General features: G+C 62.5%; 25 protein-coding genes and 1 tRNA gene. 11 read left to right on the top strand and 15 right to left on the bottom strand.

The genetic code is table 11. The annotated features are described in order from the left end of the window. Nucleotides 1-35 precede the first annotated feature (35 nt). The gene (locus tag ABFY71_RS17295) at nucleotides 36-503 is read left to right on the top strand and encodes a hypothetical protein (RefSeq protein WP_347947149.1); all 468 of its coding nucleotides are present in this window, start codon (nucleotides 36-38) and stop codon (nucleotides 501-503) included. Nucleotides 504-596: 93 nt separating this feature from the next. On the opposite strand, the gene ABFY71_RS17290 is transcribed toward ABFY71_RS17295, so the two are convergent. Genes ABFY71_RS17290 through ABFY71_RS17280 form a run of 3 tightly spaced genes read right to left on the bottom strand, consistent with a single transcriptional unit; the run spans nucleotide 597 to nucleotide 2,060 of the window. After that, nucleotides 597-905: a hypothetical protein gene (locus ABFY71_RS17290; RefSeq protein ID WP_347947148.1), complete on the bottom strand. Its 309-nt coding sequence runs from the start codon at nucleotides 903-905 to the stop codon at nucleotides 597-599. Nucleotides 906-919: 14 nt separating this feature from the next. After that, nucleotides 920-1,246 carry a hypothetical protein gene (locus ABFY71_RS17285; RefSeq protein WP_347947147.1) on the bottom strand — a complete coding sequence of 109 codons (327 nt, stop codon included), beginning with the start codon at nucleotides 1,244-1,246 and terminating at the stop codon, nucleotides 920-922. After that, entirely contained in the window at nucleotides 1,233-2,060 is an 828-nt protein-coding gene (locus ABFY71_RS17280; RefSeq protein ID WP_347947146.1) for a P-loop NTPase family protein, read from the bottom strand. Before ABFY71_RS17280 ends, ABFY71_RS17285 begins: the two co-directional genes overlap by 14 nt. 240 nt (nucleotides 2,061-2,300) lie before the next feature. Here ABFY71_RS17280 and mobF point away from each other — a divergent pair, with 240 nt between their 5' ends. Together mobF and ABFY71_RS17270 are read left to right on the top strand one after the other, a co-directional pair. Next, a complete protein-coding gene (mobF, locus tag ABFY71_RS17275) occupies nucleotides 2,301-4,940 on the top strand; it encodes a MobF family relaxase (protein WP_347947145.1) in 2,640 nt (879 codons plus the stop codon). Between the two features lie 256 nt (nucleotides 4,941-5,196). Continuing rightward, on the top strand, nucleotides 5,197-6,873 hold the full coding sequence (locus ABFY71_RS17270; RefSeq protein ID WP_347947144.1) for a recombinase family protein: 1,677 nt from the start codon (nucleotides 5,197-5,199) through the stop codon (nucleotides 6,871-6,873). On the opposite strand, the gene ABFY71_RS17265 is transcribed toward ABFY71_RS17270, so the two are convergent. From ABFY71_RS17265 to ABFY71_RS17255, 3 genes are all read right to left on the bottom strand, one after another. Next, a tRNA-Arg gene (locus ABFY71_RS17265) sits at nucleotides 6,844-6,920 on the bottom strand. The genes ABFY71_RS17270 and ABFY71_RS17265 overlap by 30 nt on opposite strands. Before the next feature lie 119 nt (nucleotides 6,921-7,039). Further along, a complete protein-coding gene (locus ABFY71_RS17260) occupies nucleotides 7,040-8,479 on the bottom strand; it encodes an ATP-binding protein (protein ID WP_347947143.1) in 1,440 nt (479 codons plus the stop codon). Between the two features lie 54 nt (nucleotides 8,480-8,533). Then, on the bottom strand, nucleotides 8,534-9,964 hold the full coding sequence (locus ABFY71_RS17255) for an FAD-dependent oxidoreductase (protein WP_347947142.1): 1,431 nt from the start codon (nucleotides 9,962-9,964) through the stop codon (nucleotides 8,534-8,536). Nucleotides 9,965-10,192: 228 nt separating this feature from the next. Between ABFY71_RS17255 and rpmH the strand changes: the two genes are divergently transcribed. The 4 genes from rpmH (at nucleotide 10,193) to yihA (ending at nucleotide 13,298) form a co-directional block, all read left to right on the top strand. Further along, nucleotides 10,193-10,327: a 50S ribosomal protein L34 gene (rpmH, locus tag ABFY71_RS17250; RefSeq protein WP_046136922.1), complete on the top strand. Its 135-nt coding sequence runs from the start codon at nucleotides 10,193-10,195 to the stop codon at nucleotides 10,325-10,327. 14 nt (nucleotides 10,328-10,341) lie between these two features. Then, nucleotides 10,342-10,746, top strand: a complete 405-nt coding sequence (gene rnpA / locus ABFY71_RS17245; protein WP_305581489.1) for a ribonuclease P protein component — start codon at nucleotides 10,342-10,344, stop codon at nucleotides 10,744-10,746. Then, entirely contained in the window at nucleotides 10,743-12,578 is a 1,836-nt protein-coding gene (yidC, locus tag ABFY71_RS17240; protein ID WP_347947141.1) for a membrane protein insertase YidC, read from the top strand. The genes rnpA and yidC overlap by 4 nt, the downstream gene beginning before the upstream one ends. Nucleotides 12,579-12,653: 75 nt before the next feature. Beyond that, nucleotides 12,654-13,298: a ribosome biogenesis GTP-binding protein YihA/YsxC gene (gene yihA / locus ABFY71_RS17235; protein WP_347947140.1), complete on the top strand. Its 645-nt coding sequence runs from the start codon at nucleotides 12,654-12,656 to the stop codon at nucleotides 13,296-13,298. A gap of 102 nt (nucleotides 13,299-13,400) precedes the next feature. Here yihA and ABFY71_RS17230 read toward each other — a convergent pair whose 3' ends face one another. From ABFY71_RS17230 to ABFY71_RS17200, 7 genes are all read right to left on the bottom strand, one after another. Next, nucleotides 13,401-14,894, bottom strand: coding sequence for a methyl-accepting chemotaxis protein (locus ABFY71_RS17230; RefSeq protein WP_347947139.1), 1,494 nt, complete (start codon nucleotides 14,892-14,894; stop codon nucleotides 13,401-13,403). Nucleotides 14,895-15,041: 147 nt separating this feature from the next. Then, nucleotides 15,042-15,749 carry a type 1 glutamine amidotransferase gene (locus ABFY71_RS17225; RefSeq protein ID WP_347947138.1) on the bottom strand — a complete coding sequence of 236 codons (708 nt, stop codon included), beginning with the start codon at nucleotides 15,747-15,749 and terminating at the stop codon, nucleotides 15,042-15,044. Nucleotides 15,750-15,832: 83 nt separating this feature from the next. Then, the gene (locus ABFY71_RS17220) at nucleotides 15,833-16,000 is read right to left on the bottom strand and encodes a hypothetical protein (RefSeq protein ID WP_347947137.1); all 168 of its coding nucleotides are present in this window, start codon (nucleotides 15,998-16,000) and stop codon (nucleotides 15,833-15,835) included. Between the two features lie 53 nt (nucleotides 16,001-16,053). Further along, on the bottom strand, nucleotides 16,054-16,548 hold the full coding sequence (gene msrB / locus ABFY71_RS17215; protein WP_305581478.1) for a peptide-methionine (R)-S-oxide reductase MsrB: 495 nt from the start codon (nucleotides 16,546-16,548) through the stop codon (nucleotides 16,054-16,056). A 182-nt stretch (nucleotides 16,549-16,730) separates the two neighbouring features. Further along, a complete protein-coding gene (locus tag ABFY71_RS17210; RefSeq protein ID WP_347947150.1) occupies nucleotides 16,731-17,261 on the bottom strand; it encodes a fasciclin domain-containing protein in 531 nt (176 codons plus the stop codon). Between the two features lie 277 nt (nucleotides 17,262-17,538). Continuing rightward, nucleotides 17,539-18,258: an anti-sigma factor gene (locus tag ABFY71_RS17205; RefSeq protein ID WP_347947136.1), complete on the bottom strand. Its 720-nt coding sequence runs from the start codon at nucleotides 18,256-18,258 to the stop codon at nucleotides 17,539-17,541. Further along, nucleotides 18,255-18,809 (bottom strand): sigma-70 family RNA polymerase sigma factor, encoded by a 555-nt coding sequence (locus tag ABFY71_RS17200; RefSeq protein ID WP_347947135.1) that lies wholly within the window; start codon nucleotides 18,807-18,809, stop codon nucleotides 18,255-18,257. Before ABFY71_RS17200 ends, ABFY71_RS17205 begins: the two co-directional genes overlap by 4 nt. Nucleotides 18,810-19,002: 193 nt before the next feature. On the opposite strand from ABFY71_RS17200, the gene argB reads away from it, so the two are divergent. After that, nucleotides 19,003-19,905: an acetylglutamate kinase gene (gene argB / locus ABFY71_RS17195; protein ID WP_305579828.1), complete on the top strand. Its 903-nt coding sequence runs from the start codon at nucleotides 19,003-19,005 to the stop codon at nucleotides 19,903-19,905. 64 nt (nucleotides 19,906-19,969) lie between these two features. Here argB and ABFY71_RS17190 read toward each other — a convergent pair whose 3' ends face one another. Both ABFY71_RS17190 and ABFY71_RS17185 read right to left on the bottom strand, forming a co-directional pair. Next, nucleotides 19,970-21,454: a DHA2 family efflux MFS transporter permease subunit gene (locus tag ABFY71_RS17190; protein WP_347947134.1), complete on the bottom strand. Its 1,485-nt coding sequence runs from the start codon at nucleotides 21,452-21,454 to the stop codon at nucleotides 19,970-19,972. Continuing rightward, nucleotides 21,455-22,078 (bottom strand): TetR/AcrR family transcriptional regulator, encoded by a 624-nt coding sequence (locus tag ABFY71_RS17185; protein WP_347947133.1) that lies wholly within the window; start codon nucleotides 22,076-22,078, stop codon nucleotides 21,455-21,457. It lies immediately after the preceding gene. Nucleotides 22,079-22,354: 276 nt separating this feature from the next. On the opposite strand from ABFY71_RS17185, the gene ABFY71_RS17180 reads away from it, so the two are divergent. The 3 genes from ABFY71_RS17180 (at nucleotide 22,355) to ABFY71_RS17170 (ending at nucleotide 26,453) form a co-directional block, all read left to right on the top strand. Next, nucleotides 22,355-23,131 (top strand): sulfite exporter TauE/SafE family protein, encoded by a 777-nt coding sequence (locus ABFY71_RS17180; RefSeq protein ID WP_347947132.1) that lies wholly within the window; start codon nucleotides 22,355-22,357, stop codon nucleotides 23,129-23,131. 388 nt (nucleotides 23,132-23,519) lie between these two features. Beyond that, nucleotides 23,520-25,028, top strand: a complete 1,509-nt coding sequence (gene ilvA, locus ABFY71_RS17175) for a threonine ammonia-lyase, biosynthetic (RefSeq protein ID WP_347947131.1) — start codon at nucleotides 23,520-23,522, stop codon at nucleotides 25,026-25,028. A gap of 177 nt (nucleotides 25,029-25,205) precedes the next feature. Continuing rightward, nucleotides 25,206-26,453, top strand: a complete 1,248-nt coding sequence (locus ABFY71_RS17170; protein ID WP_347947130.1) for a hypothetical protein — start codon at nucleotides 25,206-25,208, stop codon at nucleotides 26,451-26,453. Nucleotides 26,454-26,488: the final 35 nt, after the last annotated feature.

Genomic DNA, 26,488 nt, shown 5'->3' with positions numbered 1-26,488 from the left:
ATACACTCCTTAAAGCTCAACCCTGAATCTGTGCCATGGGTGCTGATGGCGAACATCTGGCCCAGTTCATTTCGGATCATGGATATGCTCTACATGACGGTAAACTTGCAGCAGCACGACTGTTTTCAACGATCCAAAAAAGTAACGACCGGCTAGCGATCCTGGATGTTCTATCCCACCGCAAATTTCGTGATGAGCAATATCCGCGTCTGGTGGAATCTCTTGTTGCGCTTGCGGTGACATGCACCCGAGCAAATATTGGTCCAGGCCAGTTGCAGGCAGAAGACCCATTGAAACCAGGTTTTTCGCGAGAGCAGGTCAGAATAGCCGCGGCGCTCAAGATCGTGCTAGCCAATCGCCAGCCTGAGATCATGGGTAGACTGGATTCCGACATTAACTATCATAGCTCTGCGCTCACCGATCGAGAGCGTGATGCATGCTGCTCGGCCGGCGAGTTCACTGGAGAACTGATCCTGGAATTTCTCCGACGCCGATCAGTGTAAACCCTTTTCGACCATCGACATCGTCTACGTCGATTCCGGCTAGGTCCATGAAGCACCAAACTGATGCGTCCGTCAAAGATCAGGTGACGCTCTTCATTCAATCTCTTGCGGTTCATCCTCCCCGCGACCACGCAACAACCGAAAACAGACTACGGCCAGAACCGATCCTGAACAGCAGATGGCCAAACGCACGAGTAAACCGGGAACGCTCGCGGTGAGCCTGGCCAAGTCAAACAGGCAGGTTGGTGGAAAAGCAGTCGTCGCGCATTCTGCCAGTCCCGAATTGATCCGATCCCAGCCCCAAAAAATATAGACATCACGCGCGCCAAAGACAGCCGCCGCGGGCGGAGCGAATTTGAAGGCAAAATAGATGCCCACAAAGAAGGTTATGGTGCCCGCCAAGAATTGGTAGCGCCTCACCGCAGCCACCCTGCGACGTCTGCGGCAAGCATAGCCGCCACAACGGCACTTGCACCTATGAGGCAGGCGCGACCGACTAACACCATCGAAATTACTCCATGGTGGCGCAACATTTTGAGGTACCATCGCTCAAGGCGTCCATACCGCAAAGTCTCCAGAAAGACCGGCAACTGCCCTTCGAGGTTGCTCAGAGAATTGACATGATCCTGATCGATCTTGTCAACCCGCCGCAACTCCAATGCGATTTCGCGGGCTTTCTTCGCCCGAGCGATTTCTCCATCCCTTGCGACTTTGGCGATCACGTCCTTATTAAATCCGGTCATCGGCGCGAACTCCATGACCCAGGATGGTATCGAGCTGACCAAACACGTTCCCCATCCAGTGGGCGATATCGCCACGAGCGATTTTTGCGTCCGCCTTGCCGAGGCCCGTCACCGCCATGATTTCGTGCGTGTCCATCAGCGCGACGCGGCCGAAACTAATCCGCTGCTGCTCGAACCACTGGTAGCTGTTGCCCGAGATGCGCGGAATGCAGATGGAGGGCGCCGTTTTCAGAGCAGGCTCGATCAGCCGCTGATAGGTAGAAAGGGCAGCGCTCCCCGGGTTCAAGTCCTTTACCCGGCTGAACCGCTGGTTCTCGACATAGACGATCTGCGCAGAGGGCAACGCACTGCTCATCATCTCCGCGCTCTTGGCCGCTTCGATGATGCTCTGCTCCTCCGCGTTGAACACGTTGAAGATCAGCGTCGTGCGCCCCGCTCCGACAAGCTCTTCATCAAGCTCGCAAAGCCGCGCCCAGGCAGAAAAGCGGTCGACTTCATTGGCACCGAGGTCGATCACCGTGGTGCCCTTGCCGACGGTGGCATCGAGCAAGTCCATCAAGGGACCGAAACGCGCCATCTCGAGCGCAGGCTCGACGCGCGCAGCATCCGGATCGGAAGCGATGGTAAGCACTTCACAATTGTTGAGCTGTGCCAGCCGCGCCTGCCGGTCGATCTGCGCGATGTGAACCGGTACCTCGCCGGCCATTAGATATTCGATGATCCCCTGAGCAGTGGTGGTCTTCCCGACCCCACCCTTGTTGCCGGTGGAAAGAATGGTCGTGTTCATAAGATCGATTTCGAGGCAGGACAGCATGGCAAGGTTTCCTTGCGCTAAATTGCGCTCAAAAATGCTGCCACAAGCCTCGCCAAGCGAAGGGGAAATTGCCCTTCTTCGCCAGAAGTCAGTGTTTCGGCGACGAGACCATAACCGCAGATCATCAGCAGTTTTGGCAGGGTCCGCGCTCTGAGCAGAGTTTGGTTCTAGGGCAATTTCCCCTTCGCTCTCGCTGCAGTCCAATAATTGGGAAGCCTCCTTTTGCAAGCGAGGTTCACTTTGGTCGCCACACTCAGCCTCAAGGCAGCTCCAGTTGCTTATTTTCGCCAGGCACGAACCTATTACGACAATGGCATCCAGGATGCCGAATGGTACGCACCAGGCGGCTCGTTCGGGATAAAAGACGGCTCGCCAGTCGACTTCAAACTTCTTGAACGGCTCTACGCTGCCATGGCCGCGGACGGCACATCACTGCTCTCCAACAAAGGTGGTCGCGTTCTTGATCGTCAGTCGGCCTACGACCTGACCTTCTCTGTGCCAAAGTCATTTGCGCTGATTTATGCGATGGCTGATGACGAGGAGCGCAAGGAGTTGCTTAGCCTTTTGCTGGCTGCAGCGCGCAAGAGCCTTGCGGCGGTCGAAAAAGTGGCTGGCTGGGCAAGGCGCGGAAAGGCCGGCAAAGTCCTTGAACCCATCAGCTTTACGGCGGCGCTGTTTCTTCATGATGACGCCCGCCCCTCGGTCCATGCAGACGGCAGTGTGTTCGGCGACCCAGACCCGCATATCCACTGCATCATTCTCAATATTGCCAAGCGCGCCGACGGGACCATCGGCGCCATCCAGAGCGTTCTGCTACGCAACGCAAAAATGCTGGCTGGAGCTGTGTTCCATGCCGCTCTGGCAGCAGGTCTTCTCAGCAGGCAATTCAGCATCGACCGGGTTGGCAAAAACGGCATCTTCGAACTCGCCGGCATCCCACAAAAGGTCATCCAATACTTCTCTGGTCGTCGGCAGGAAATCGAACGCCGGCTTGAGGCTCTTGGCGTCACCAGCGCTCAGAACCCTGCCCTGGCAGCTAAGGAGACCGCAAATTCGCGCAACAAGAAGGTTGCCACTACGCTCGCCGAGCGTCTGGCCACCTGGGCGGCCGCAGCGGTGCGCAACGATTTCGACTTCAGGGGTCTGCTCGCGGCGGCACGCGAAGCATTTCAGCCCATAAGCCGGCAAGAAAGCGAAGCGCTATATCTCGAAAGGCTTGCCACACTTTCCGAAGAGCTGACCGAAAACGAAGCGGTTCTCAACCATATCGAGGTGATCCGCGCTCTCAACGCGGCTCTCGTGGGCACGGGACTTCCTCCTGAACGTGTCGTACAGGCTTTTTCCGATCTCATGAGAAGTCAGCAGTTGGTCGCTATCGGCACCGACGGGCTCGGCTTCCCGCTGCTCACCACCCCGGAGATGATCGAAACTGAGCTTGCGGTCGTCGCCTTGGCGGGGCACCTGCAGCAGGAGAAAGGCTTTGCCCTCGATCCAGACGTCGTCGCTGCGCTTTGCGCGCAGAACAAGCTAAGTGAGGAACAAACCCGCGCCGCTCTGGCGGTTACCGGCGGCGCTCGCGTCGCCCTGGTTGAGGGCGCGCCGGGTTCGGGCAAGACCACCGCACTGCGCCCGATCGTTGATGCTTATCAGGCTGCGGGCTTTCGGGTGATTGGAGCGGCAACAGCCTGGAAGATCGCGGGTGCTCTTGGAAAAGACCTTGGCATAGAGTCGCGGGCCACGGCGGACTGGCTGGCTCTGTTGGAGCACGGCAAGGCTGTCTTCGACGAAAAGACGGTCCTTATCATTGACGAGGCCGGCCTTCTCGGTGCCCGCGACATGCTGCGGCTGCTTGAGATCGTGAAGACTTCAGGATCAAAGCTGGTTCTCGTGGGAGACCGCAACCAGATCCAGCCAATTGCAGCGGGTCCCGGACTCGGACTTGTTGCCCGCTCGGTCGAGGTCAGTCGCATCGAGACCATCGTACGGCAGCGAGAGAATTGGCTCAGGCAGGTCGTGATTGATCTGGGAAAGGGAGACGCACTCAAGGCGCTGACCGAACTGGTTCGGCGCAAGCATGTGCATTTTGGCGCCGACCTCCCGAATGCCATTGAGGCCCTGGTGGGAAGGTGGCGCGAGTTGACAGATGCCGGTGAAACGCCGCTTCTGATCGCCCGCACCAATGACCAGTTGCGGATGATCTCTCAGGCCGTGCGGCATGACCGCCGCATCAGGGGCGAGCTTGGGCGGACGGAGATAACTTTTAGAGGCCGCCTGCCCAATTCCGAAATTGCGCCCGTCTCTTTGTCGCCTGGAGACGGCATCCGTTTTCTGGCTAAAAACAAGGCGCTTGGCACTATCAATGGCACAGTGGGCACGGTGCTCGAGGTGGTGCCAGGCCTGACTTTGCTCGACACGCGCGTAACCGCCATGGTGGATGACCGCCGGGTCAGCTTCGCTCTTGCAGAGGTGGCAGACGAAAACGGCAATGCCCAGATTGGCTGGGACTACGGCTGGAGCGCGTTCGGCACGCAAGGTGTTACCGTCGAGCACGCGTTGGTGCTTACCGATGCGAATTTCGATCGCCATCTTGCCTATGTGACGGCAAGCCGGGCTCGCGCCCTAACCCACCTCTTCGTTGATGGGGCAAGTGTCGATGCCATCGAGACGGATGTGTCTTCACTTGGTCTTATTTCCGAGGAAGGGGAACGCCTGGTCAAGCTCAGCCGCAGGATGGCGAGGAAGAACACCAAGAAATCAACCTTGGACTACCTGCAGCGCTCCGATTGGGATCGCTGGCGCATGGCTCCTTCAGCAGATGTTGCACCAAGAACTCATATCACGCTGGAGCGCTTCGCCGAGGCGGCGTTCGACCATGTCTAGACGGCAGGCCTGTTTAACTCGATCTGACCCCGCCCTGACCTCCGATAGGAAGCCTTGCGACGAAGTTCAGATCATTAATGATCTAGTTGCGGATTTGGCGGTGTCAGATGCAGAGCTCGCCGCGCTAGAGCTGCTTATTGGCTGGGAATGGCTCAACCAACTCCTCCAAACCTGTGGAGGCAGCGAGCCTGACGTTTGAATTTTCGCCTACCTGCGCGACGGTAATAATCCAGACCAGCATGTGTGAGTAAGAACGATGGACCTCTTGAAGCTTGGAAGCGCCATACAAGCCGAACTGACCGCCGCAAAGCCGATGAGAGTTGCCGCCTACCTGCGGGTCAGCACGGTGCGCCAAGCGGACGGGGATGTGTCGTTGCCCAGCCAGCAGCATCAGATCGAACTTTTCTGCCAAAGCCGCGGTTGGCTGATGGCGACCATCTTCGTAGACGCCGGTGCGTCCGGTACCAACCCGGCCCGCACTGAACTCAACCGCATGCTGGATCTGGCTTGCAGTGCCGAACGGCCGTTCGACGCGATTATCGTCCACTCCTATAGCCGTCTCTATCGCGACTTAATCGGCATGGAGATGGCAGCCAAGCGCCTACAGAAAGCAGGTGTCGATCTAATTTCGGCTACTCAGCCTTCTGGTACCGATCCTACCCAGCAGTTGGTTCGCCAGATCGTGGCCTTGTTTGACCAGCACACCTCAGTTGAAAACGCCAAGAATGTCACGCGTGCCATGCGCGAGAATGCTCAGCAGGGCTTTTGGAATGGCTCTAGGCCGCCGCTGGGCTACAAGGCGGTTGCCGCGGAGCAGCGGGGATCCAAGGTCAAAAAAGTGCTGGCTATAGATGAGGTAGAGGCGGAAATCGTCAGGCTGATTTTTGATCTTTATCTCAAGGGCGATCCTGCTAGTAGCACTCCGCCTCTGGGTGTTACATCAATAGCGGCCTGGCTCAACCAGCGGGGCTACCAGACCCGCATGGGATGCCATTTCGGTGTCGGCCCGCTCCACAATCTGTTGACCAACACTGTCTATGTCGGGCGCGGCCATTATTCGATCCGCAACTCTGCCCAAGGCTTACAGAGTTCCAAAGACGAAATCATCGAATTTAAGGTTCCGGCCATCATCGAACAAATCCAGTTCGACGCGGTACAGCAAAGGTTGGTGGATCACAATCCCAAGGTAACACCACCGCGCGTGGTAACAGGCCCGGTGCTGCTCACCGGGCTTGCCACTTGTGAACATTGTGGGGGCGGCATGACCATGAGCACGGGCACCTCCAAGAGCGGGAAGGTCTACACCTACTATGCCTGCGCCGCCCGGGCCCAAAAAGGGGCCAGCGTCTGTAAGGGCAACCGGGTGGCAATGCCCCACTTAGACAGCATAGTGCTCGACGCCGTCGAAGATCGTATTCTTCCGCCCAAGCGCATCCATGTTTTGCTCGAGAAGCTGATCGCTCGCCGGACGGAGTTTGCCGGTAGCGTTGACGCTCGTCTGGCCACCATGAGGACTGAGCGTAATAAGCTCGATACTGCGATCAACAACCTCTACCGACTCGCCGAAACAGGCGACCTTGGGATCGATGAGGGCCTCTCCGCCCGGATACAGGAACTGCGGGCCCAGAAAGCCAAGGTCGAGGGGACGATCCTACGAGCTGAAGCGCAGGCTGCTCCGGTAGCTCTGCTCCACCCGGAAAAGGTAAAAGCCTTCTCACAGGCTCTCAAGGACAAGCTGCGCAATGGCGAGCCCATCCTGCGGCGCAATTACCTGAGAAGCGTGGTCGGCCGGGTCGTTGTTGGGGACAAGCGGATCATAATTGTGGGGAGCACGCACAGCTTGCACCGCTCGATAGACGAGGGAACTTTTTCAGCGAATGGTGTTCGCAGTTTTATACAAGAATGGCGCGCCCTAAGAGATTCGAACTCCTGACCCCCAGATTCGTAGTCTGGTGCTCTATCCAGCTGAGCTAAGGGCGCGCACGGCCGTTTCATGTCGAAACGGCAATTTCAGGAAGCGGCGAGGACGCCTGACTGCCTGAAGCGGGGCAACCCATACAGGGGCGTTTCCGGCTTGGCAAGCGTCGAGGACGGTTTTTCTACGTGCTCTGGTTTTTCACCAGCAAGGCGTTCGGCAGGACCAGATCAAAGCGGGTTCCGACCGGCTGATCGACTAGGCTGATCTGGCCGCCATGGGCCTCCACGATCTCGCGGGCGATGGCCAGGCCCAGGCCGGTGCCGCCGGCCCGGGCCGAGCCTTCAAAGGCCACAAACAGCTTGTCGCGGGCCCGCGGCGCCAGGCCAGGACCATTGTCGGAAACCGACAGGGTGATGCCCTGGGTGCCGGGCACGGCGGTGAACGAAACCTCAGGGGCCTCGATCTTGGTGCCGGCGGCCTCAAGGGCTTCGCGGGCGTTCTTGAGAAGGTTGAGCAGCACGCGGCCCATCTGGCCACTGTCGATATTGAGCAGCAGCGTGTCGGGCGTTGCATTGGTGAAGGTGATGCGGGGATGGGCAGACAGGCGGGCATCAAAGGCCGCCTCATCCACCAATGGCCGCAGGCGGGTGGGTGCCAGCACCGGCGGCAGCGCGGTTTCCCGCCCATAATCGAGCACCGACTGGGCAAAGCCGATGGCGCGATCGAGCGTGGTCACCAGGCGCGGCGCCAGGCGCTGCACCTTGGGATCATCCAGCGTTGCCACCTGATCGGAGAGCAGTTGCGCCGAGGTCAGGGTGTTGCGCAGATCGTGGTTGATCTTGGCCACGGCCAGACCCAGGTCGGCCAGATGGCGGCGCTGCCGCAGCAGGGTGAAAATATCGGTTTCCATGGCCGCCAGTTCGCGCTCGGCAATGCCGATTTCGTCGCGGCGCGCCGAGGGAGCGATGATCAGGCTGCCGTTTTCGGGCGCCTGGCGGAAGGCCAGCATGTTTTCGGTCAGCCGCCGCACCGGGTGAATGAACAGGTAGCTGGCCAGCAGATAGAGGGTCAGGGCGGTCAGCAGGGCCAGCGCCAGCGAGATGAACACCACCTGACCGGAATAATCGAGCATGTCCTGGCGCAAGGGCCGTTCGGGCATCAGCAGTTCGACCATGGTCTGGTCGAGATCGCCGGGCCCGATAATGCGCAGGGTGCGACCGGGGCCGGCCAGCAGGGTGTCGATGGCCCCCATGATCAGGCTGGGCAGGTCGCGCTGGCGCATATCGGCGGTGACGACGAGTTCGGGGGTGACCGGATCGGCCAGTTCGATCAGCTGGCTCTGGCCGTCGCGGCGATAGACGATGGCATAGGCCCCCGCCGAGGTCAGCAGGCGGTCGGTCAGGCTGCGTGGCAGGGCCATGACATCGGGCACGGCATCAAGCACCCGCGCCCCGACCACACCGACGCGCAGGCGATCATCAAGCCAACTGGCCCGAAAATTGGCCAGCGAGGGCAAATAGACCACGATTTCGACCAGCAGGATCACCGCACTGATGGTGGCGATCAGCTTGATCGAGAGGCCGGAGAACCGGCCGGGCAAAGCGCTGCTTCTGGTTGTCATTGCCGACCACTATAAGCGAAGCGCAAGCCTGCGTAAGCCCCGTAGCCGCGCATTTCAGGGGAGCAGGCGCCGCAGTGCAGCACGCCGGAGGGCCCAGCGCGAGGGACGCTGCTGGGCAGTGAACTGCCGCCCGATATCGACCAGCAGGGCGGCGGGGCTGGCGGGCGGCAGCAGCATATCGGCCAGGTCGGCGGCGCCGATGCCCCGATCAAGCGCCAGGGCCAGCATGGCTGCCACCTCGCCGGCGCCACTGCCCAGCACGGCGCCACCCAGAATGGCGCCGTTTTCGGCGACGATCAGTTTGGCGCTGCCCCCCAGATTGCCGGTGGCGCGGGCGGCGTCGGTTTCGCTGGCATTGGCGCGCAGCACCAGGGAACCGGCGCGCAAGGGCGACCCGTCGTCGTGCAGGCCGATCTGGGCCAGGGGCGGCGTGGTGTTGACGCTGCGGGGAATACGGAGCGGGGCAATGCGGGCGCTGGCCTGGCCGCTGGCACGGGCCAGTGCAATGTCGGCCTGGCGCAGGGCGTGTTGCGCCTCAAAGACCCCGGCGGCGCCGCCGATGGCGGTGATCAGCTCGCTTGACGTCTGGCCCTCCGGGCTCACCAGCAGGCGCTCGGGGTGCAGGGGCTGGCGCTTGAGGCGGGCGGCCTCGAGCAGGGCCGGATCAAGATCGGGCACGCGACCGAGCGCCACCAGAATGTGGGAGACGTCCAGTGTCGCCAGACTGCCATCGGCATGGGCAAGGGCAACACCCGTGCCCTGGGCCCGCGGCAGCACGGCGGTGACACTGGCCCCGGCAATGATATTGACCCCCTCTTCGCGCAGGGCACGCAGCACGATGTCCACCAGCTCGGGATCAAAGCCGGGCAGCAGCGGGCCCTGCGGCACCAGGGTCACGTCGCACCCCAGCTGGCGATAGGCCTGGGCCAGTTCCAGCGCCGTGGCGTCGCCGCCCAGCACCAGCAAGTGGCTGAGCTTGCGCATATTGGCCAGGATGGTGTCGGGGGTAAAATAGGACACCTGATCAAGCCCCGGCAGCGCGGGCAGCGCCGGGCGGCTGCCGGTGGCCAGCACGAACTGGCGGGCGCGAACCAGGGTGCTGCCGACGCGCAGGCTCTGCCGATCGGCAAACGCGGCGGGTGTGGTGAGCAGCGTGATGCCCAGCGCGGTCAGGCGCTCGGGCGAGGCGTGCGGCGCGACAGAATCGGCAATGGCGGCGGCGCGCTCGGCGATGGCACGGAAACTGGGCTTTGGATCAACATTCCTCAGGCCCAGACCGTCGGCACTGCGCATGGCCTGGGCCCGCGCGGCGCTGGCCATGAAGGCAGCCCGCAGCACCTGTCCGCGCGCCGCGTCGCCGGGTTCATCGCCATCGCGCTGCACCAGGACCACGCGGCGGTCGCGGGCCCGGGCCTTGATCGCCAGGGAAATGCCGAGCGCACCAGCACCAATGATGCAGAGATCGGTTTTGAGAAGTTCCGCCATGACCGCCAACGGCATAAGAGCTACAAGGGGACTTATGCGGCGATCCGCCCGGGAAAACAACGGGGCAAGACATGCCATGAACTAGCGCGTGGCGCGTTGACTTGGGGTCGAGTTTTCCCTATAGACGCCACCAACCCGCACCGTGGGCGCCCCGCGCTCCATGTGTGTCCGATATTCTTGCTCCAGAGCAGCAATCAAGAGGAACTGCGCCCAGCGCGGTTTGATTTCATGAAGCGTACTTATCAGCCGTCTCAGCTCGTGCGTGCCCGCCGCCATGGTTTCCGTGCGCGCATGGCTACCAAGGACGGTCGCGCCATCATCAACAAGCGCCGTCGCGACGGCCGCAAGAAGCTCACGGCCTAAGGTCGTCTGGCCGGATGACGGCCACGGCGCCAACGCCTGACGCCCTGCGTCGGCTGACCAGGCGCTCGCAGTTTCAACGGGCTGCCCGGGGCAATCGCGCCGGGCGCTCTGCATTTGGGCTACAGGTTGTTGCCGCGCCCATGGCAGAACCGGGTATCGGGTTTACCGTCACCAAGAAGACGGGCAACTCTCCTGAACGCAATCGCATAAAACGACGTTTGCGCGCCGCTGTGACAGCATGTGCGCGTGACTTTTTACCTGCCCACGACTATGTGCTGGTGGGTCGGCGCGAAGCGCTGAGCGAACCCTTTGCCAAGCTGGTTGCCGATCTGGGTGACTTGATCGTGCGTGTGCACGCCCCCCGATCGACCGATCAGCGCAATTCTTCCGGCCGCGGCCCACGGAAACCAAAACAATGACCGACAATCGCAATGTGATCCTGGCCATCATCCTCAGCATGATCGTGCTGTTTGGCTGGCAGTTCTTCATTGCCGGCCCGCAATTGGAACGGGCGCAGCAGCAGGCGCAGATTGCCACCGAGCAGGCCCAGAGCGAAGCGGCGCTGGCGACTCCGGCAGCAACCCCAGTCGCCGCCGGCACGCCGGGGACGGTTGGCCCCGATGGCAAGGTATTCTATGCCGACCGCGCTGAAGCCATTGCCGCCAGCGAGCGCGTCACCATTGACACCCCGGACCTGCACGGCTCGATCAACCTGACCGGCGCGCGGCTCGATGATCTTGAGCTCAAGCAATATCGTGAAACGGTCGATCCGGATTCCCCGATCATCACCCTGCTGACGCCCGCTGGCGCGCCCGGTGCCTATTTTGCCGAACAGGGCTTTGTCCCCGGCGCCGGCGCCGATATTGCCGTGCCCGATGGCCAGAGCGTGTGGGCGGTTGAGGGCAATGCCACAGCCCTGAGCGCAACCACGCCGGTCACCCTGCGCTGGGACAATGGCGAGGGCCTGATCTTCCGCCGCACCTTTGCGGTTGATGAGTTCTATCTGTTCACCGTCACCCAATCGGTCGAGAACACGACCAGCGGCGAAGTCTCGCTGTTCCCCTATGCCCGCGTCGCCCGCCACGGCACGCCCAAGGTCGCCAACTTCTTCATCCAGCATGAGGGCCCGCACGGCGTGCTGGGCTCCAACAACATGATCTCCAAGAAGTACAGCGATCTGCAGAATGAGCAGCAGGTCAGGCTCGACAACACCACGGGCTGGCTGGGTTTCTCGGACAAGTACTGGGCCACGGCGGTGCTGCCGGAGCCCGGCGAAACCATCAACGCGCTGTTCTCCTGGAAAAATACCGGGTCGTATGACGACTACCAGACCAGTTTTGTGGAAACCACGCCGGTAGTGGTCGCCCCCGGCGCCACGGCAACCCACCAGAGCTATCTGTTCGCCGGCGCCAAGGAAGAAGCCGTCATCAATCGCTATCAGCAGGAATACGGCTTTGACCGCATCGACCTGCTGATCGACTGGGGCTGGCTCAGCTTTATCACCAAGCCGATGTATTATGCGCTGACCTTCCTCAACGGCATTATCGGCAATTTCGGCCTCGCCGTGATGGCGGTGACCGTGATCGTCAAGGCGCTGTTCTTCCCGCTGGCCAGCCGCTCCTATGCCTCGATGGCCGCGATGCGCCGGGTGCAGCCGGAGATGAAGTCGATCCAGGAGCGCTTCAAGGACGATCGCCCGGCCCAGCAGCAGGCGATGATGGAGCTCTACAAGACAGAGAAGATCAATCCGCTGTCCGGCTGTTGGCCCGTGCTGATCCAGATCCCGGTGTTCTTCGCGCTCTATACCGTCATTTTCATCAGCCTCGACATGCGCCATGCGCCGTTCTTCGGCTGGATTCAGGATCTGGCGGCGCCCGATCCAACCAATATCTTCACGCTGTTCGGCCTGATTCCATGGGATCCGACCGTCATGCCGTTCATTGGCGGCTTCCTGCATCTGGGTATCTGGCCGGTGATCATGGGCATCACCATGTGGGTGCAGATGAAGCTGAACCCGCCGCCACCAGATCCGACCCAGGCGATGATCTTCAACTGGATGCCGGTGATCTTCACCTTCATGCTGGGCACCTTCCCCGCCGGTCTGGTGATCTACTGGGCCTGGAACAATACGCTGTCAGTGACCCAGCAATATTTCATCATGAAGCGCCACGGCGTCGATGTGGATCTGCTTGGCAATATCCTGAGCTCGTTCAAGCGCAAGCCGGCGGCGGACGAACCGACCAAGTCCTGATCGCCACAACCGATCAACCATGCTACATGCCCGCCGGACCCTCCGGCGGGCAAATTGTTTGAAGGCAGCAGCACCATGAGCACTATCGATTACGCCCCCGACATGATCGAACGCGGCCGGCTGCTGTTTGCGCGGCCCTTCCTGTTCGTCAAAGGCTGCGTCAGCATTGCCGATCTGCCCGAGATGGACCGCGTGGAAATCTCCTTTGCCGGACGCTCCAATGTCGGCAAGTCGAGTCTGATCAACGCGCTGTGCGGCACCTCGGGGCTGGCGCGCACCTCCAATACGCCGGGCCGCACCCAGGAGCTCAACATCTTTGAGAGCCAGAGCGAGAACCTGCGCATCGTCGACATGCCCGGCTATGGCTATGCCAAGGCGCCGCAGGACAAGGTGCGGCAGTGGACCAAGCTGATTCACCGCTATCTGGTGGGTCGCGCCACGCTGCGCCGGGTCTATGTGCTGATCGATGGCCGCCACGGCCCCAAGGACACCGATCTGACGGTGATGGACGAGCTCGACAATTCGGCCGTCAGCTATCAGATCGTGCTGACCAAGGCGGACAAGCCGGGCAAGGAAGAGCTCGACCAGGTGATTGCCGCGACCAAGGCGGCCATTGCCAAGCGCCCCGCCGCGCATCCCCATGTCATCCTGACCTCGTCGGTCAAGGGCGATGGGTTGCGGGAGCTGCGCACCGAAATTGCCATGCTGCTGGAAAACTAGGCCGCTTCACCCCTGGCGGACGCGCTCCTGCGCCGCCCTTCCCCGTGGCGGGAAGGGCGTTATCGCAGCGCGTCATCGTGAATGGGAAAGCTCCCGGGCCGCTCAGGCCGCCCGGCGGTGACCCGCGCCGCCCGTTCCCTCGGCGATGGTAAAGACGTCAACGATACGGTCCAGTTGGGCCGCCTGCGCCTCGGTCTGCTCAATGGCCGCATTGGTCTGTTCCACCAGCGCGGCATTGTGCTGGGTGATTTCATCCATCTGCCGCACGGCGATGGACACCTCCTCGATCGCCGATGCCTGGCTTTGGCTGGCGCTGGCGATCTCCCCGATCAGCGTGGCGCTCTGGGTCACCGAGTCATTGAGCGCGACGATGCGTTCGGCAATATCGGCGACCAGCTTGGTGCCACCGGCCACCTCGCCGGCCGAAACGTCGATCAATTGCTTGATGTCGGAGGAGGCGCTCGCAGCCGATTGTGCCAGGCGCCGCACTTCCACCGCCACCACGGCAAAGCCCTTGCCGGCATCGCCGGCGCGCGCCGCTTCGACCGACGCATTCAGCGCCAGGAGATTGGTCTGGAAGGCGATGTCGTCGATCAGCCCGATAATGCTGGAAATCTTGGCCGAAGAACTCGATATGGCCGCCATGGCCGCCGTGGCAGTCTGCATGGCCTGGCCGCTTTCCACCGCAATCAGCGAGGCGGCCGACACGGCCTGATTGGCCTCGCGGGCGCGGCCGGCATTGGCCCCGACAGTGGCCGACAGATGCTCAATGGTCGCCGAAGTCTGCTCCACCGTGGCCGCCTGGCGGGTGGTGCGCTCGGACAGGTCATTGGCGCCGATCAGGATCTCCCCGGTCGCGGTCTTGAGCGCCCGCGAGGTAACACGCAGATCGGCCACCACGCTGGACAGCTTCTCGGCCACCGCATTGGTGTTGTCGCGCAGGGCGGCAAAGGCGCCGGTGAACGCCCCCTCGACGCGGGCCGTCAGGTCAGCCTGCGCCAGGGCCGATAGCACCCGGCCGGTGCTGGTCAGGCCCAGATCGACCGCCTCGAGCAGCGCATTGACCTCGGTGGCCAGCTGGCGGAGCTCGGCTTGCTGATAGGCCACATCCACCCGCCGGCCGAGGTCACCGGCCATGACGGCGCGCAGCGTGGCCTGCAGGTCATCGGTCAGCTTGTCGGCCGCCTGCCGGCGCTGGCCCGCCTCCGCATCGCGCTGCCGTTCGCTTGCCTCCAGCGCGGCCTGTTCAACCAGCGCGGCGCGAAAGCCCTGCAAGGCGTCGAACATCACCGTCAGTTCGTCGCTCGCCTTCTGGGCGGGAATGTCGACGTCCGTCGTGCCGGCGGCAAGGTCGCCGGTGAGCCGGACCAGCGTCTTGAGCCGCCGCGAGACGACACGCTGGAACAGCACGAATACCGCCAGACACCCCGATGCGGCGGCAGCGCCAGCCAGGACCAGCGGCACGATGACCACCATATTGTCCTGCGCCAGCAACTGGGCGATTGCCATGCCGCCGAAGATGGCGACCAGTGCACCAAATCCGAGAAAAGCGAGAACGAGCTTCTGCGTGATGGAGAGTTTGCCGAAATTGAACAAGATGGGCACCGAACAACTAAAGGGTGAAGTTCGGGCTACAATGGCAATTCATGCTTAATGGCGCGTTGACGGGCCGCCGATTGCCCTGGGGCATTGCGCCGCAAGCCTCGCGCAATCCGGCGGCAGCAGCGCTGGCCGCCGCCACGATCAGCGGTTCTTGAAAAACTGGCCGATATAGCCGGCCATGTCGGCGCTGTGCGAAGGCGTGGCGACCGAGGCGACGGCCTTGTCCACCAGCTCATCGGGCGCCTTGCCGCGCCGCAGCTCGGCCAGGGCGATGGTATAGTCATCGTCGAATTCGGGATGGGGCTGGAAGCTGAGCGCGGCCCCATTGCCATAGGCAAGCCCGGCATTGGGGGTGAAATCGGAGGCCAGGATCACCGTGGCATCGGCGGGCGGCGTAAGCACCTGGTCCTGATGCGAACAGGCCACGGCCAGCGCGGCGGGCGCGTGCTGCATGAAGCCGGGCCGTTCGGTCACCGCATAGGTGTGCCGCCCCAGGCCCCAGCCCTTGTCGGACTTGCGCACATCGCCACCCAGCGCGTCGGCCATGATCTGATGGCCGAAGCAGACGCCCAGCATCGGCGTGCGCTGCCCATAGCCCCTGCGGATGAAATCGCGCAGGGGATCGAGCCAGGGCAGGGTGTCGTAAACGCCAGCGGCCGAGCCGGTGATGACCATGCCCTCAACCGTGTCGAGTTGCGGAAACGGCTCGCCATCGGCAATATTGATGGTCTGGTAGCTGAAGCCCTGCCCCGTCTGGTCGAACATGGTTTCGAACATTTTGCGGTAGGGGCCGAATGTCGCGCGCAGGGCGAGGGGGACCTCGCCGGTCTGGATAATGGTGAGTTTCATGGGGGGCAAATCTGTGGAACGACCGCCCCCTTAAACCCCTTTGCCCGGGACAAGGCAATGCCTGCCCGGGCAAACAATATCGGCTATTTGGGATCGCTGCCGGGGCGCGCCTTGTTGTCGGCACCGGGATGCTTGACCTTGGCCTCGCCGGGCTCCTGGCCAAATTCGGTACCACCAAGCTGACCGCCACCGCTGGTCTTGTCGAGCGTTGCCAGGTCGTGCTCGACTTTTTCGGTAATGGACTTGCTCATCGGATAGCTCCTTTGGTTACGGAGTCCAACAGGCTAGCAGGCGAAACGTTCCGTCAGGCAGCGATGAAATTCAGCGCCACACCATTGATGCAATAGCGCAGGCCGGTGGGCTGGGGACCATCCTCGAACACATGGCCCTGATGGCCACCGCAATTGGAGCAGTGGACTTCGGTGCGCGTCATGAACAGGGAGGTGTCAACGGTGGTGCCGAGGGCGCCATCGATGAAGGTGTAGAAGCTGGGCCAGCCGGTGCCGCTGTCAAATTTGGTGTCCGAGGTGAACAGCGGCTGGGCGCAGCCGGCGCAGACAAAGGTGCCCGCGCGCTTTTCGCTATCGAGGGGCGAGCTGAACGGCCGCTCGGTGGCTTCGTGGCGCAGCACGTCATAGGCAGCCGGGTCGAGCCTGGCGCGCCATTGCTCATCGGTCAGCTGGAACGGAAAGTCGCCCTCGGCGGCCTGGAGGGTGCCCGTGGGGCGCAGACCAGCAAAGGCCGCGACGGCGGCGATGGCCGTGCCACCCAGCAGCAGATTGCGACGATTGACAGTCATGTCAGTTCTCCTTGGTGACGATGCCCCGCACCCGTGACCGCAGGAGGGAATGCGGGCGGCGGCGCGGGGCGAATGACGTGCACTGTATTTCTTGGGCAAGTCAGTGGCACGTCAACTTGTGGTGAGAGGCGGCAAACCCGTCGCCTCTCTCAAGGTGCCATTCGGCATGGCGCCCTGATTGGTTACATTGCCGACTTTGGCGTCAGCACGGCATCGATCACGTGGATGACGCCATTGGACTGCAGCACGTCAGCGATGGTCACATTGGCAACGGTGCCGTTCTCATCGGTGACCGTGACGCCGCCGTTTTCCGACTTCAGGGTCAGCTTGCAGCCACCAACGGTGTCCACGATGTGCTCGCCGCCATCGGCTTCAACCATGCCGACGATGTCGGTGGAGAGGGCCTTGGCCGGGATCACGTGGCAGGCCAGAATGGTGGCCAGCGTATCCTTGTTTTCTGGCTTGAGCAGGGTGTCGACAGTGCCAGCTGGCAGGGCGTCAAACGCTGCGTTGACGGGCGCCAGCACGGTGAACGGGCCTTCGCCGGACAGCGTCTCGACCAGGCCGGCAGCCTGCACGGCGGCAACCAGCGTGGTGTGGTCGGCCGAGTTGACGGCGTTTTCAACGATGTTCTTGTCGGCCATCATGGCAGCGCCGCCGACCATTGGGTTGTCCTGGGCCATAGCGCCACCGATAGCGGCGGCGGAGATCATGGTGGCGACGGTGAGTGCGCGAAGAGAAAAGTTCATGGGGTAGTTCCTTCCTGTGTTTCGTTCCCATTGTTCGGCTGGGACATGAGAAAGAACGGGACGCTCTCCAGTTAAGTTTCAGATTGTTTCAGCTGATGGGAAAATAATTGAATAGTTTCCTGTGCACGCTGAAATCGCTTTAATTTCAGACGCCTCAGCACAACTGCCGCCACCCCTTTGCGGGTGACAGCAGTACTTTTGGCGATGATATTTATTCTTGTTTCGGCGTGATCCAACAGCGTCAGATCTGCGTAACGGCGCCCTTGGCCACGACGGGGCCATGCGGATTGCCATCGGGCGAGCCGCCGGCCTGTTCGAGCGTAATGGCCAGTACCGAGCCTTCGCCCCAGCCGGCCATGACCTCGGGGCTGATTGCGACGGCGCTGCGGGCATTGACCGGAATGACGCCCATGGAGATCGGGTCATTGCCGCCCTGGATGGCCCAGAGCTCGAAATCCTTGTCTGGCACCGCGTCGCCGGACAGCGCCGTCAGCCGCACATTGCCGCTGCCGTCATAGAGCGCGACGAACTTGACCGCGCTGCCCTCTTCTTCCAGCGCCGCCACCAATTGGGTGGTGAGGCTCGACACATCATTGGCAGGCTGCATCAGGTTGAAGCCGACGGCGACCACGGCGACGGCAAGGGCACCAGCGGCAATCGTGCGCCACACCATCAGATTCTCCCAGAAGCCGAGCAGCGGCCGCGCCTTGACCACATCGCCAAAGGCCCGGGCCTCGATGGCGGCATAGATATGGCCGGGCACCGGGGTCTCCTCATATTCTTCATTGAGCGCGGCAAAGCGCGACACCCAGAAGTCGCGCTCGGCACGCAGGCTCTGGTCATCCTCGATCAGCCGGCCAATCCGCTCGTGCTCGCCGGTACTGAGCAGGCCGAGCACATATTCAGCCGCCAGGGCGTTGCGTGCTGCGCCGTCTTCGCTGTGGTCATCGCTGGGGCTCATGAGCTCAGGCAATCTTTCAGTTTGAGCAGACTCCGGCGCAGCCAGGTCCGCATGGTGTTGAGCGGCACGGTATGGCGCTCGGCCAGTTCCTCGTAGCTATAGCCATCGAGATAGGCCCCACGCACCGCGGCGGCCCGATCGGGTTCGAGCGTGCCAAGACAGGTTTCGATCTGCGCCCGTTCCTGATTGTTCTGCGTCGCGCGCTCCGGCGAGGGTCCGGCATCGGGAATCTCCAGCGCCACATCGATCGCATCGGCGGTCGGTCGGCGCGCCCTCAGGATGTCGAGAGAATGATTGCGCGCCACGGCAACCAGCCAGCTTATCGGGCTGGTGGTCCCGGCGACGTAACGGTCAGCGCGCTGCCAGATCTTCACAAACACCTCCTGGAGCGCCTCTTCGGCCTCGGAACGGTCTTTCAAGATACGCAGGGTAACACCAAAGAGTTTCGCACTGGTGCGTTCATAGAGCAGGCGGAACGCGGCCCGGTCGCGCAGGGCACAGCGCGAGATCAGATCGGCGATGTCCTGAGACGGCGTTTGGATCATGGACATGGGTATAGACTGCCTCCACCTGGGTACCCGTCCCCCGCCCTTGCCCGGCGCGCGAACTGGAAACCCTTGAACGTGCCAGGCGGCGATCTGGATCAGTGGCTAACCCACACAAGCGGCTTTTCCTTTCCGCCCCGATGCTCTATGCCCAGTGCGGACTTTTGAATGCCGTGCGACCAACCGATTGGGTCTGAATATGTCCGATACAGCCACCGAGACCGATCGGTTTAGCCACGATGCCGGCATTCTGGCGCAGGCGCTGCCCTATATGCAGCGCTATGAGGGAAAGACCGTGGTGGTCAAATATGGCGGCCACGCCATGGGTGACCCCAAGCTGGGTCAGGCCTTTGCCCGCGATATCGCCCTGCTCAAGCAGTCCAAGGTCAATCCGATCGTGGTGCATGGTGGTGGGCCGCAAATTGCGCTGATGCTGAAGAATCTGGGCATTGAGTCCAAGTTTGAAGGCGGGCTGCGCGTCACCGACAAGCGGACCATGGAAGTGGTCGAGATGGTGCTGGCCGGCTCGATCAACAAGGAAATCGTCGCGCTGATCAATGCCGAGGGCGAATGGGCCATTGGCCTGTGTGGCAAGGACGGCAATATGGTGTTTGCCAAAAAAGCCGAGAAGACCGTCAAGGACCCGGGCTCCAATATCGAGCGGGCGCTCGATCTGGGCTATGTCGGCGAGCCGGTGGAGGTTGATCGCACCCTGCTCGACCTGCTGGCCCGCTCCGAGCTGATTCCGGTGATCGCGCCCGTGGCCCCGGGCCGCGACGGCAATACCTACAATATCAACGCCGATACCTTTGCCGGCGCCATTGCCGGCTCGCTCGGCGCCAAGCGCCTGCTGTTCCTGACGGACGTGCCCGGCGTGCTCGACAAGAACGGCACGCTGATCCCCGAGCTGAGCGTGCGCGAAGCCAAGGAACTCATTGCCGATGGCACCATTTCGGGCGGCATGATCCCCAAGGTGGAAACCTGCCTTGCGGCGCTGGAAGATGGCGTGGAGGGGGTGGTGATCCTCAATGGCAAGCAGCCCCATGTGGTGCTGGTCGAGCTGTTCACCGAGTTCGGTGCCGGTACGCTGATCGTCCGCTAGACGCCGCGACACGACAACCAAAAGGCCGCCATCACTGGCGGCCTTTTGCCGTTCGGCGCTGTGCTCAGGCTTCCACCACCACCGGCGGCGCACCGGGATGGGCCGGGGCGATGACGCGCTTGAAGAACGGGGTGAGCAGCAGCACTATGGTGAAGCTGACCACGACATACCACAGGGCCAGGCTGGCGGCGTCGGCGAAGGCTGCGTGCTGGCCGGAGCCGGCAGCAAAGCCCTGGCTGAGCTTGCCAAAGAACAGTTCGCCGACAATGGCGACACCGAGGGCGCCGCCGACCTGCTGGAACGCCTGCAACGAGCCCGAGCCCGCCCCGGCATCGCGTGGCGGCACATTGGCCAGCACCAGCTGGAAAATCGCCGAGAAGCCCGAACCAAGGCCGATACCGGCAATCAGCAGGGGCGGCAGGAAAGCCCATTGATCGATGACGTCGGTGACGCCGGCAATGTAGAAGCGCAGCGCGCCGATGCCGATAGCCACCATGGCCGCCGCGATGGCCAGCCGCGCCCGCAGGAAATGTGCGCCGAACCGCCCGGCAATGACCGAGGCGATCAGAACGCCAACCGAGAATGGGGTATTGGTGAGACCCGATTGCAGGGGCGTGAAGTCGAAACCGCCTTGCAGCAGCAGGGAGATGACCAGGAACATGCCCGGAATACCGGAGGCAAAGACCATCAGCACGAAGGCGCCAAACATGAACTGGCGATTGCTGATCAGGTCAAAATTGAGCAATTGCGACTTGCCCGCCGCCGCCCGCGCCCGGATCCAGAACACGAACAGCACCAACATGCCGATGCCGGCCACCATCATGGCAAAGGCCCAGAGCGGCCAGCCAAAGGCGCGGCCCTCGATGATGGGGAAGACCAGGCCCAGAATGCCCAGGCCGAACAGGCCCATGCCGACATAGTCATTGCGCAGCGCGGCATGGCCGGGCAGCCGGGGGATGAGGAACCAGCCGGCAATTACCGCGGCGATGCCGATGGGGATATTGACCAGAAAGATCGGCTGCCAGTCGAGGCCATAGAGATTGGCCGAGATCAGATAGCCGCCCAGAATGGGACCGCTGACCGAGGCGAGCCCGGCCGACAGGCCGAACAGCGAAAAGGCCTGGCCGCGTTCATGCGGCGGGAAGGTGACTGCGGCAATGGCCAGCACCTGCGGGGTCATCATGGCGCCCGCAAGGCCCTGAATGACCCGGGCGGCGATGAGGGTTTCGATATTGGGCGCGAGGCCACACAGGGCTGAAGCGACGGTAAAACCGCTCACCCCCCACAGGAACAGCCTGGTGCGGCCCAGAATGTCGCCGAGCCGGCCGAAGGGCAGCAGGCCCAGGGCAAATGCCAGAATATAGGCGGCCACGACCCATTCGATCTGGCTGTCGGAGGCACCGAGCCCCTCGCGCATCGAGGGCAGCGCCACATTGACGATGGTGATGTCCATCAGATTCATGAAATTGGCGATGAGCAGCACGAACAGCGCCGGCCAGCGGCGCGGATCGGGGGCATCAGAGGCTGCGTGTGCAGGGGTGTGAGACATTCAGGAACGGTCCTCGGCGGAAACGGGGGTGGCGATAAAGGCGCGCTCCAGCTCGGCCAGCAACTGGTCGATCGCGGGGCGGAAGGAGGTCCATTGGCGCCAGTAGTCGGACAGGGCGCCGGTGGTGATCAGCGCCGCTGCTGCGGGATCGAGATTGGGCCGGAAGGAGCCGTCGGCGATGCCGGCGCGGAAAATCTCGACAAACTGGCTGCGCCAGAAATCATAGATCGGCGTCATGATGGCGCCGATTTCGGGGTCGCGGCGGGCCTTTTCGATCAGCGCGGTCAGCACGATGATCAGTTCGGGCGTGTCGTGGATGGTTTCGCGGAAATCAGCGAACTCCAGCCGCAATTGCTGCAGCGCCGATTTGTCCGCGCGCGAATTGCGCAGCGCCTGGTTTCTGAAATCAAGGCGGATGCTCTCTGCCACCAGGGCAATCAGCGCTGCCTTGGACGGCACATGATAGTGCAGCGTGGCGATATTGATGCCAACCCGATCGGCAATGTCCCGGGTGCGCAGGCCTTCGAGACCCTTTTCGACAATGATTGAACGGGCCGCAGCCGCAATCGCCAGGCGCCGGTCGTCACCGCTTTCACGTCTTGTATGGGACAGGTCCGTGGTCATGCTCACCTCATGGCCGACGCTGCTTAAACCTGTTTTCGCCGTCAATCAATCGTTTGATTGAGCAGCACTTATGCATTTTCGTGCAGGGGTGCTGGTCAGAGAAGCGATGAAGGTGGCAGCCCGGATGGGTCGGCATGACGGCAATGCTGTCGGCGGGGCCATTGGCGAACAGAATTTCCTGGAAACCGCCCATCTTCGCCACGTGCATATCGCAGCCGCACTACACGACCTAATTGGTATAGATTAACTTCAACCTGGCAATGTTGGGGGATTGGCATGGGTTCGGAGTTTTTCATTTTTGCGGCAGTCGGGTTTCTGGCGCAGATCGTCGATGGGGCGCTTGGCATGGCCTATGGGGTGGTCAGTTCCACCATGCTGCTGGCCTTCGGGGTCTCGCCCGCCTATGCCTCGGCCAGCGCGCATGCCGCCGAAGTGTTCACCACGGCCGCCTCGGCCACCAGTCATGTCAGCCACAGAAACGTCGACTGGAAGCTGTTCTGGCGGCTGGCCCCCGCCGGCGTAGTGGGCGGCGTGCTGGGCGCCTATGTGCTGACCTCGATCGACGGCGCAGTCTTGCGGCCCTATGTGACGGCCTATCTGACCCTGATGGGCGGCTACATTCTTTATCGCGCGTTCAAGCAGCCCAAGACGCAGCCGGAGCCGACGGCAGCGGCTTTGGTGCCCCTCGGTGTGGTGGGCGGCTTTGTCGATGCGGCCGGTGGCGGCGGCTGGGGCCCGGTGGTGACATCGACGCTGGTGGGGTCAGGTTCGGCGCCGCGCTATGTGGTGGGCACGGTCAATACGGTGGAGTTCTTCCTCACCGTGGCGATCTCGGCAGCGTTCCTGGTCAGCCTGCTGACGGGGCACTGGGCCGAGGCCAACGGCCTGCTTGACCATGCCATGGCCGTGGCCGGGCTGATCGTCGGCGGGCTGCTGGCGGCCCCCTTTGCCGGCTATGTCGTGCGCAAGATGCCGGCGCGGACGCTGATGATCATCGTGGGGTGCCTGGTCATCGTGCTGGCCGGCTACCAGACCTGGCAATTGCTGGGGTAGTCTTGCGGCCGGTCGAGCCCGCGGCATCGGCCGGGGTCCTTATCCCGCTTGTCCCCGCCCCGCCAAGCCAGGCTTATACTTCTGCCCATCACCCCGCACGGGCGGCCTGCAGGCGAACAGTGGTGGGGTGTGCCGGGTGGAAGTTCGTCTCTTCCACAGGTTCCAGTCCGGCCGTGTGGGGGCGAGCGATCCCCGTGCCGCCGTACAGTTCCAAAAACCGGCGCCCCGAGGCGGTTTCCGTCTCACTATTTTACCTTACCAGAGGCGAAACCCGCCTCGGGGCCCGCTCCTGTTGTGACAACCGCGATGCAGGCGGCGCTTCCGCACGCCCGGTGTTGACAAATCTGCCCCCAGAGCGTTGCTCGCGGACATGATTGGAGTGCCCGCCATGCAGGACTATGTCCGCCGTATCCTGACCTCATCGGTCTATGAAGTCGCCGAGGAAACCCCGCTGGAGCCGATGACCCTGCTCTCGACCCGGCTGGGCGCCGATGTGCTGCTCAAGCGCGAGGACATGCAGCCGGTGTTCTCGTTCAAGATTCGCGGTGCGCATAACCGGATTGCCCAGCTCAGTGCCGAAGAACGGGCGCGCGGGGTGATCTGCGCTTCGGCCGGCAATCATGCCCAGGGCGTGGCGCTGTCGGCCAACCGGCTGGGCATTCGCGCCATTGTGGTGATGCCCACCACGACGCCGGAAATCAAGATCAATGCGGTGCGCAAGCGCGGCGGCGAAGTGGTGCTGTTCGGCGACGGCTTTGACGCGGCGCGTGGCCATGCCGCGCATCTGGCGGAAAAGCACGGCTATGTCGTGGTGCACCCGTTTGACGATCCCGATGTGATCGCCGGGCAAGGCACGATCGGCATGGAATTGCTGCGCCAGCATCCGGGACCGATCGGGGCGATCTATGTGCCGATCGGCGGCGGCGGGCTGGCGGCCGGCATTGCCGCTTTCGTCAAATTCCTGCGCCCCGATATCCGCATTATCGGGGTCGAGCCGGAAGAGGCGGCCAGCATGCAGGCGGCCATCGCGGCGGGCCACCCGGTGGCGCTCGACCAGGTGGGGCTGTTTGCCGATGGCGTGGCCGTGCGCCAGGTTGGCGAGGAGACCTTCCGGATCTGTCGCGAACTGCTCGACGATATCGTCACCGTGACGGCCGATGAAATCTGCGCGGCGATCAAGGATATTTTTGACGACCACCGCGCCATTGCCGAACCGGCCGGGGCGCTGGCGCTGGCCGGATTGCGCCGTCAGGTCGAGCAGGGGGCGGCCCCCCAAGGGGCGCTGATTGCCATCAATTCGGGCGCCAATGTCAATTTTGACCGGCTGCGCTATGTCGCCGAGCGGGCCGAGATCGGCGAGCGCGCCGAGGCGCTGCTGGCGGTGGAGATCCCCGAGCATCCCGGCAGCTACCGCAGCTTCATGCGCCTGCTCGGACCGCGCTCGATCACCGAATTCAACTACCGCTTTGCCCATGGCGCCAGCGCCAAGATCTTTGTCGGGGTCAAGCTGACCGGGGGCGATGCCGAAAAGCACGAGATCATCGCGCTGCTGCGCGGCAACGGGCTGGGCGTCATCGACATGACCGACAACGAAGTGGCCAAGCTGCATGTGCGCTACATGGTGGGCGGGCGTGTCGCCGATCTAAAGGACGAGGTGGTCTATCGCTTCCAGTTCCCCGAGCGGCCCGGCGCCTTGCTGAAGTTCCTCGAGGGGCTCAATGACGCCTGGAACATTTCGCTGTTCCACTATCGCAATCACGGTGCCGACTATGGAAGGGTGCTGGTGGGCGTGCAGGTGCCGGCCGAGACCCATGCCGATTTCATCGCCCATATCGATGCGGTCGGCTTCCCCTATTGGGAGGAGACCAACAACCCGGCCTATCGGCAGTTCCTGTAAGAAATCAATGGCTGTCGTTAGGGTGATATAAAGGAGCACTAGCGTCCAAGGCCCTGATTTTGGCTGATTTATATTGCAATCGGACGGCCCCGACGCCATCTACTCACCACCACGCCACCCAATTGACTGATCATCCCTGCCCCCCGATCAACCAACACGAACGAGCCGGAGACGCTGATGTGGACCAACAGAACACCAATCCTGATGCTGCTGAGCAGCGTTGCGACCGCCGCCCTGATGAGCCAGGCCAGCGCGCTTGAAGCCCAGGCCTTCGTTGATCGCGTCGCAACCGTCTGGAAGACGCAGGGTTACGATCTGCAGTTCGGGCCGGCCACGCTGGATGGCGATACCATCACCGTCGATGGCGTGACCGTCACCATCATCGACCCTGTCGAGGGTGCGACTGACCCCATGGTCCTTGACACCGAAATCACCTTTTCCGGCGTCTCGGAAGGCGCTGACGGCAGCTATACCGCCGAAACCATCACCATCCCCGACATCGACAGCGATTTTAGCGCCGATCCGGTTGGCCACATAACGCTGAGCGACATTCGCCTAAACGGCTTCTACTTGCCAGGCGGTGACACCATTTCGGCAATCGTGAGCATGCAGTGGCTGGAGTCGGCCTCGACCGGTCCGCTGTCTATCACCCGTGATGGCGAAGAGGTCATTGCCGTTGAGTCGATGGAAACCGTCACCACCTTCAATCCGAGCCAGAACAGCGCTGAACTTGTCGGCCTGGACTCGAGCTTCGACATCAACGGAATCACTGTCGACCTGTCCACCGTCAGCGAAGAGGACCCCGAAGCCGGCGCGATTATCGACGCCCTCGGCCTCACCTCGATCGCTGGCGACATCAGCAGCGACATGACCTGGTCAATGGCTGACGGCCAGGCCACCATCAACCAGTTCCTGTTCGACTTTGCCGATATTGGCGCGCTGGACCTTCGAGCCGACGTGACGGGTCTCACGCCGGCGGTGCTTGACCAGATCATGGCCATGCAGACCGATATGGCCGCCGATGGCGAGATGACCGACGAAAAGGCCCAGGCGCAGATGATGAGCGGCATGGCCATCATGCAGGGCGTGTCCATTGTCGGCGCTTCGGTGCGCTATGACGATGCGTCGCTGGCCGGCAAGCTGCTGGACTTCTTTGCCGCCCAGTCCGGTGCCGATCGCGCCAGTTTCGTGGCGGGCCTGAAGTCGACGCTGCCGATGATGGTTGGCCAATCGGGCATTCCGGCCCTCAAGGACATCGTGGTGCCGCCGGTTGAAGCCTTCCTCGACAATCCGGAGAGTCTCGAAATCCGGATCGCGCCGCCCTCGCCAACCTCGGTTCTGGTGGTGATGGCCGCCGCCGCCAATCCCGCCGGCCTGATCAAGGCGCTGGGTCTGGTGATCCAAGCCAATACACCAGCCCAATAGGCTGATCCGGGAGTGGCCCCCACGGGCCGCTCCCG

The organism is Devosia alba, assembly GCF_039938915.1.
Lineage (GTDB): Bacteria > Pseudomonadota > Alphaproteobacteria > Rhizobiales > Devosiaceae > Devosia > Devosia alba.
Note: the sequence above shows the minus strand (reverse complement) of the source record. Positions and strands in the feature narration are given on the sequence as shown.

Coding starts and splice junctions, on each gene's coding strand:
- ABFY71_RS17185 (WP_347947133.1), bottom strand. CDS start 22,078: ATGACCACGGACCTGTCCCATACAAGACGTGAAAGCGGTGACGACCGG.
- ABFY71_RS17255 (WP_347947142.1), bottom strand. CDS start 9,964: ATGGCGGAACTTCTCAAAACCGATCTCTGCATCATTGGTGCTGGTGCG.
- ABFY71_RS17200 (WP_347947135.1), bottom strand. CDS start 18,809: ATGTCCATGATCCAAACGCCGTCTCAGGACATCGCCGATCTGATCTCG.
- ABFY71_RS17295 (WP_347947149.1), top strand. CDS start 36: ATGGGTGCTGATGGCGAACATCTGGCCCAGTTCATTTCGGATCATGGA.
- ABFY71_RS17220 (WP_347947137.1), bottom strand. CDS start 16,000: ATGAGCAAGTCCATTACCGAAAAAGTCGAGCACGACCTGGCAACGCTC.
- rnpA (WP_305581489.1), top strand. CDS start 10,342: ATGACGGCCACGGCGCCAACGCCTGACGCCCTGCGTCGGCTGACCAGG.
- ABFY71_RS17210 (WP_347947150.1), bottom strand. CDS start 17,261: ATGATCTCCGCCGCCGCTATCGGTGGCGCTATGGCCCAGGACAACCCA.
- yidC (WP_347947141.1), top strand. CDS start 10,743: ATGACCGACAATCGCAATGTGATCCTGGCCATCATCCTCAGCATGATC.
- ilvA (WP_347947131.1), top strand. CDS start 23,520: ATGCAGGACTATGTCCGCCGTATCCTGACCTCATCGGTCTATGAAGTC.
- ABFY71_RS17270 (WP_347947144.1), top strand. CDS start 5,197: ATGGACCTCTTGAAGCTTGGAAGCGCCATACAAGCCGAACTGACCGCC.
- ABFY71_RS17205 (WP_347947136.1), bottom strand. CDS start 18,258: ATGAGCCCCAGCGATGACCACAGCGAAGACGGCGCAGCACGCAACGCC.
- ABFY71_RS17280 (WP_347947146.1), bottom strand. CDS start 2,060: ATGCTGTCCTGCCTCGAAATCGATCTTATGAACACGACCATTCTTTCC.
- ABFY71_RS17225 (WP_347947138.1), bottom strand. CDS start 15,749: ATGAAACTCACCATTATCCAGACCGGCGAGGTCCCCCTCGCCCTGCGC.
- msrB (WP_305581478.1), bottom strand. CDS start 16,548: ATGACTGTCAATCGTCGCAATCTGCTGCTGGGTGGCACGGCCATCGCC.
- ABFY71_RS17180 (WP_347947132.1), top strand. CDS start 22,355: ATGGGTTCGGAGTTTTTCATTTTTGCGGCAGTCGGGTTTCTGGCGCAG.
- ABFY71_RS17260 (WP_347947143.1), bottom strand. CDS start 8,479: ATGACAACCAGAAGCAGCGCTTTGCCCGGCCGGTTCTCCGGCCTCTCG.
- yihA (WP_347947140.1), top strand. CDS start 12,654: ATGAGCACTATCGATTACGCCCCCGACATGATCGAACGCGGCCGGCTG.
- ABFY71_RS17190 (WP_347947134.1), bottom strand. CDS start 21,454: ATGTCTCACACCCCTGCACACGCAGCCTCTGATGCCCCCGATCCGCGC.
- argB (WP_305579828.1), top strand. CDS start 19,003: ATGTCCGATACAGCCACCGAGACCGATCGGTTTAGCCACGATGCCGGC.
- rpmH (WP_046136922.1), top strand. CDS start 10,193: ATGAAGCGTACTTATCAGCCGTCTCAGCTCGTGCGTGCCCGCCGCCAT.
- ABFY71_RS17285 (WP_347947147.1), bottom strand. CDS start 1,246: ATGACCGGATTTAATAAGGACGTGATCGCCAAAGTCGCAAGGGATGGA.
- ABFY71_RS17170 (WP_347947130.1), top strand. CDS start 25,206: ATGTGGACCAACAGAACACCAATCCTGATGCTGCTGAGCAGCGTTGCG.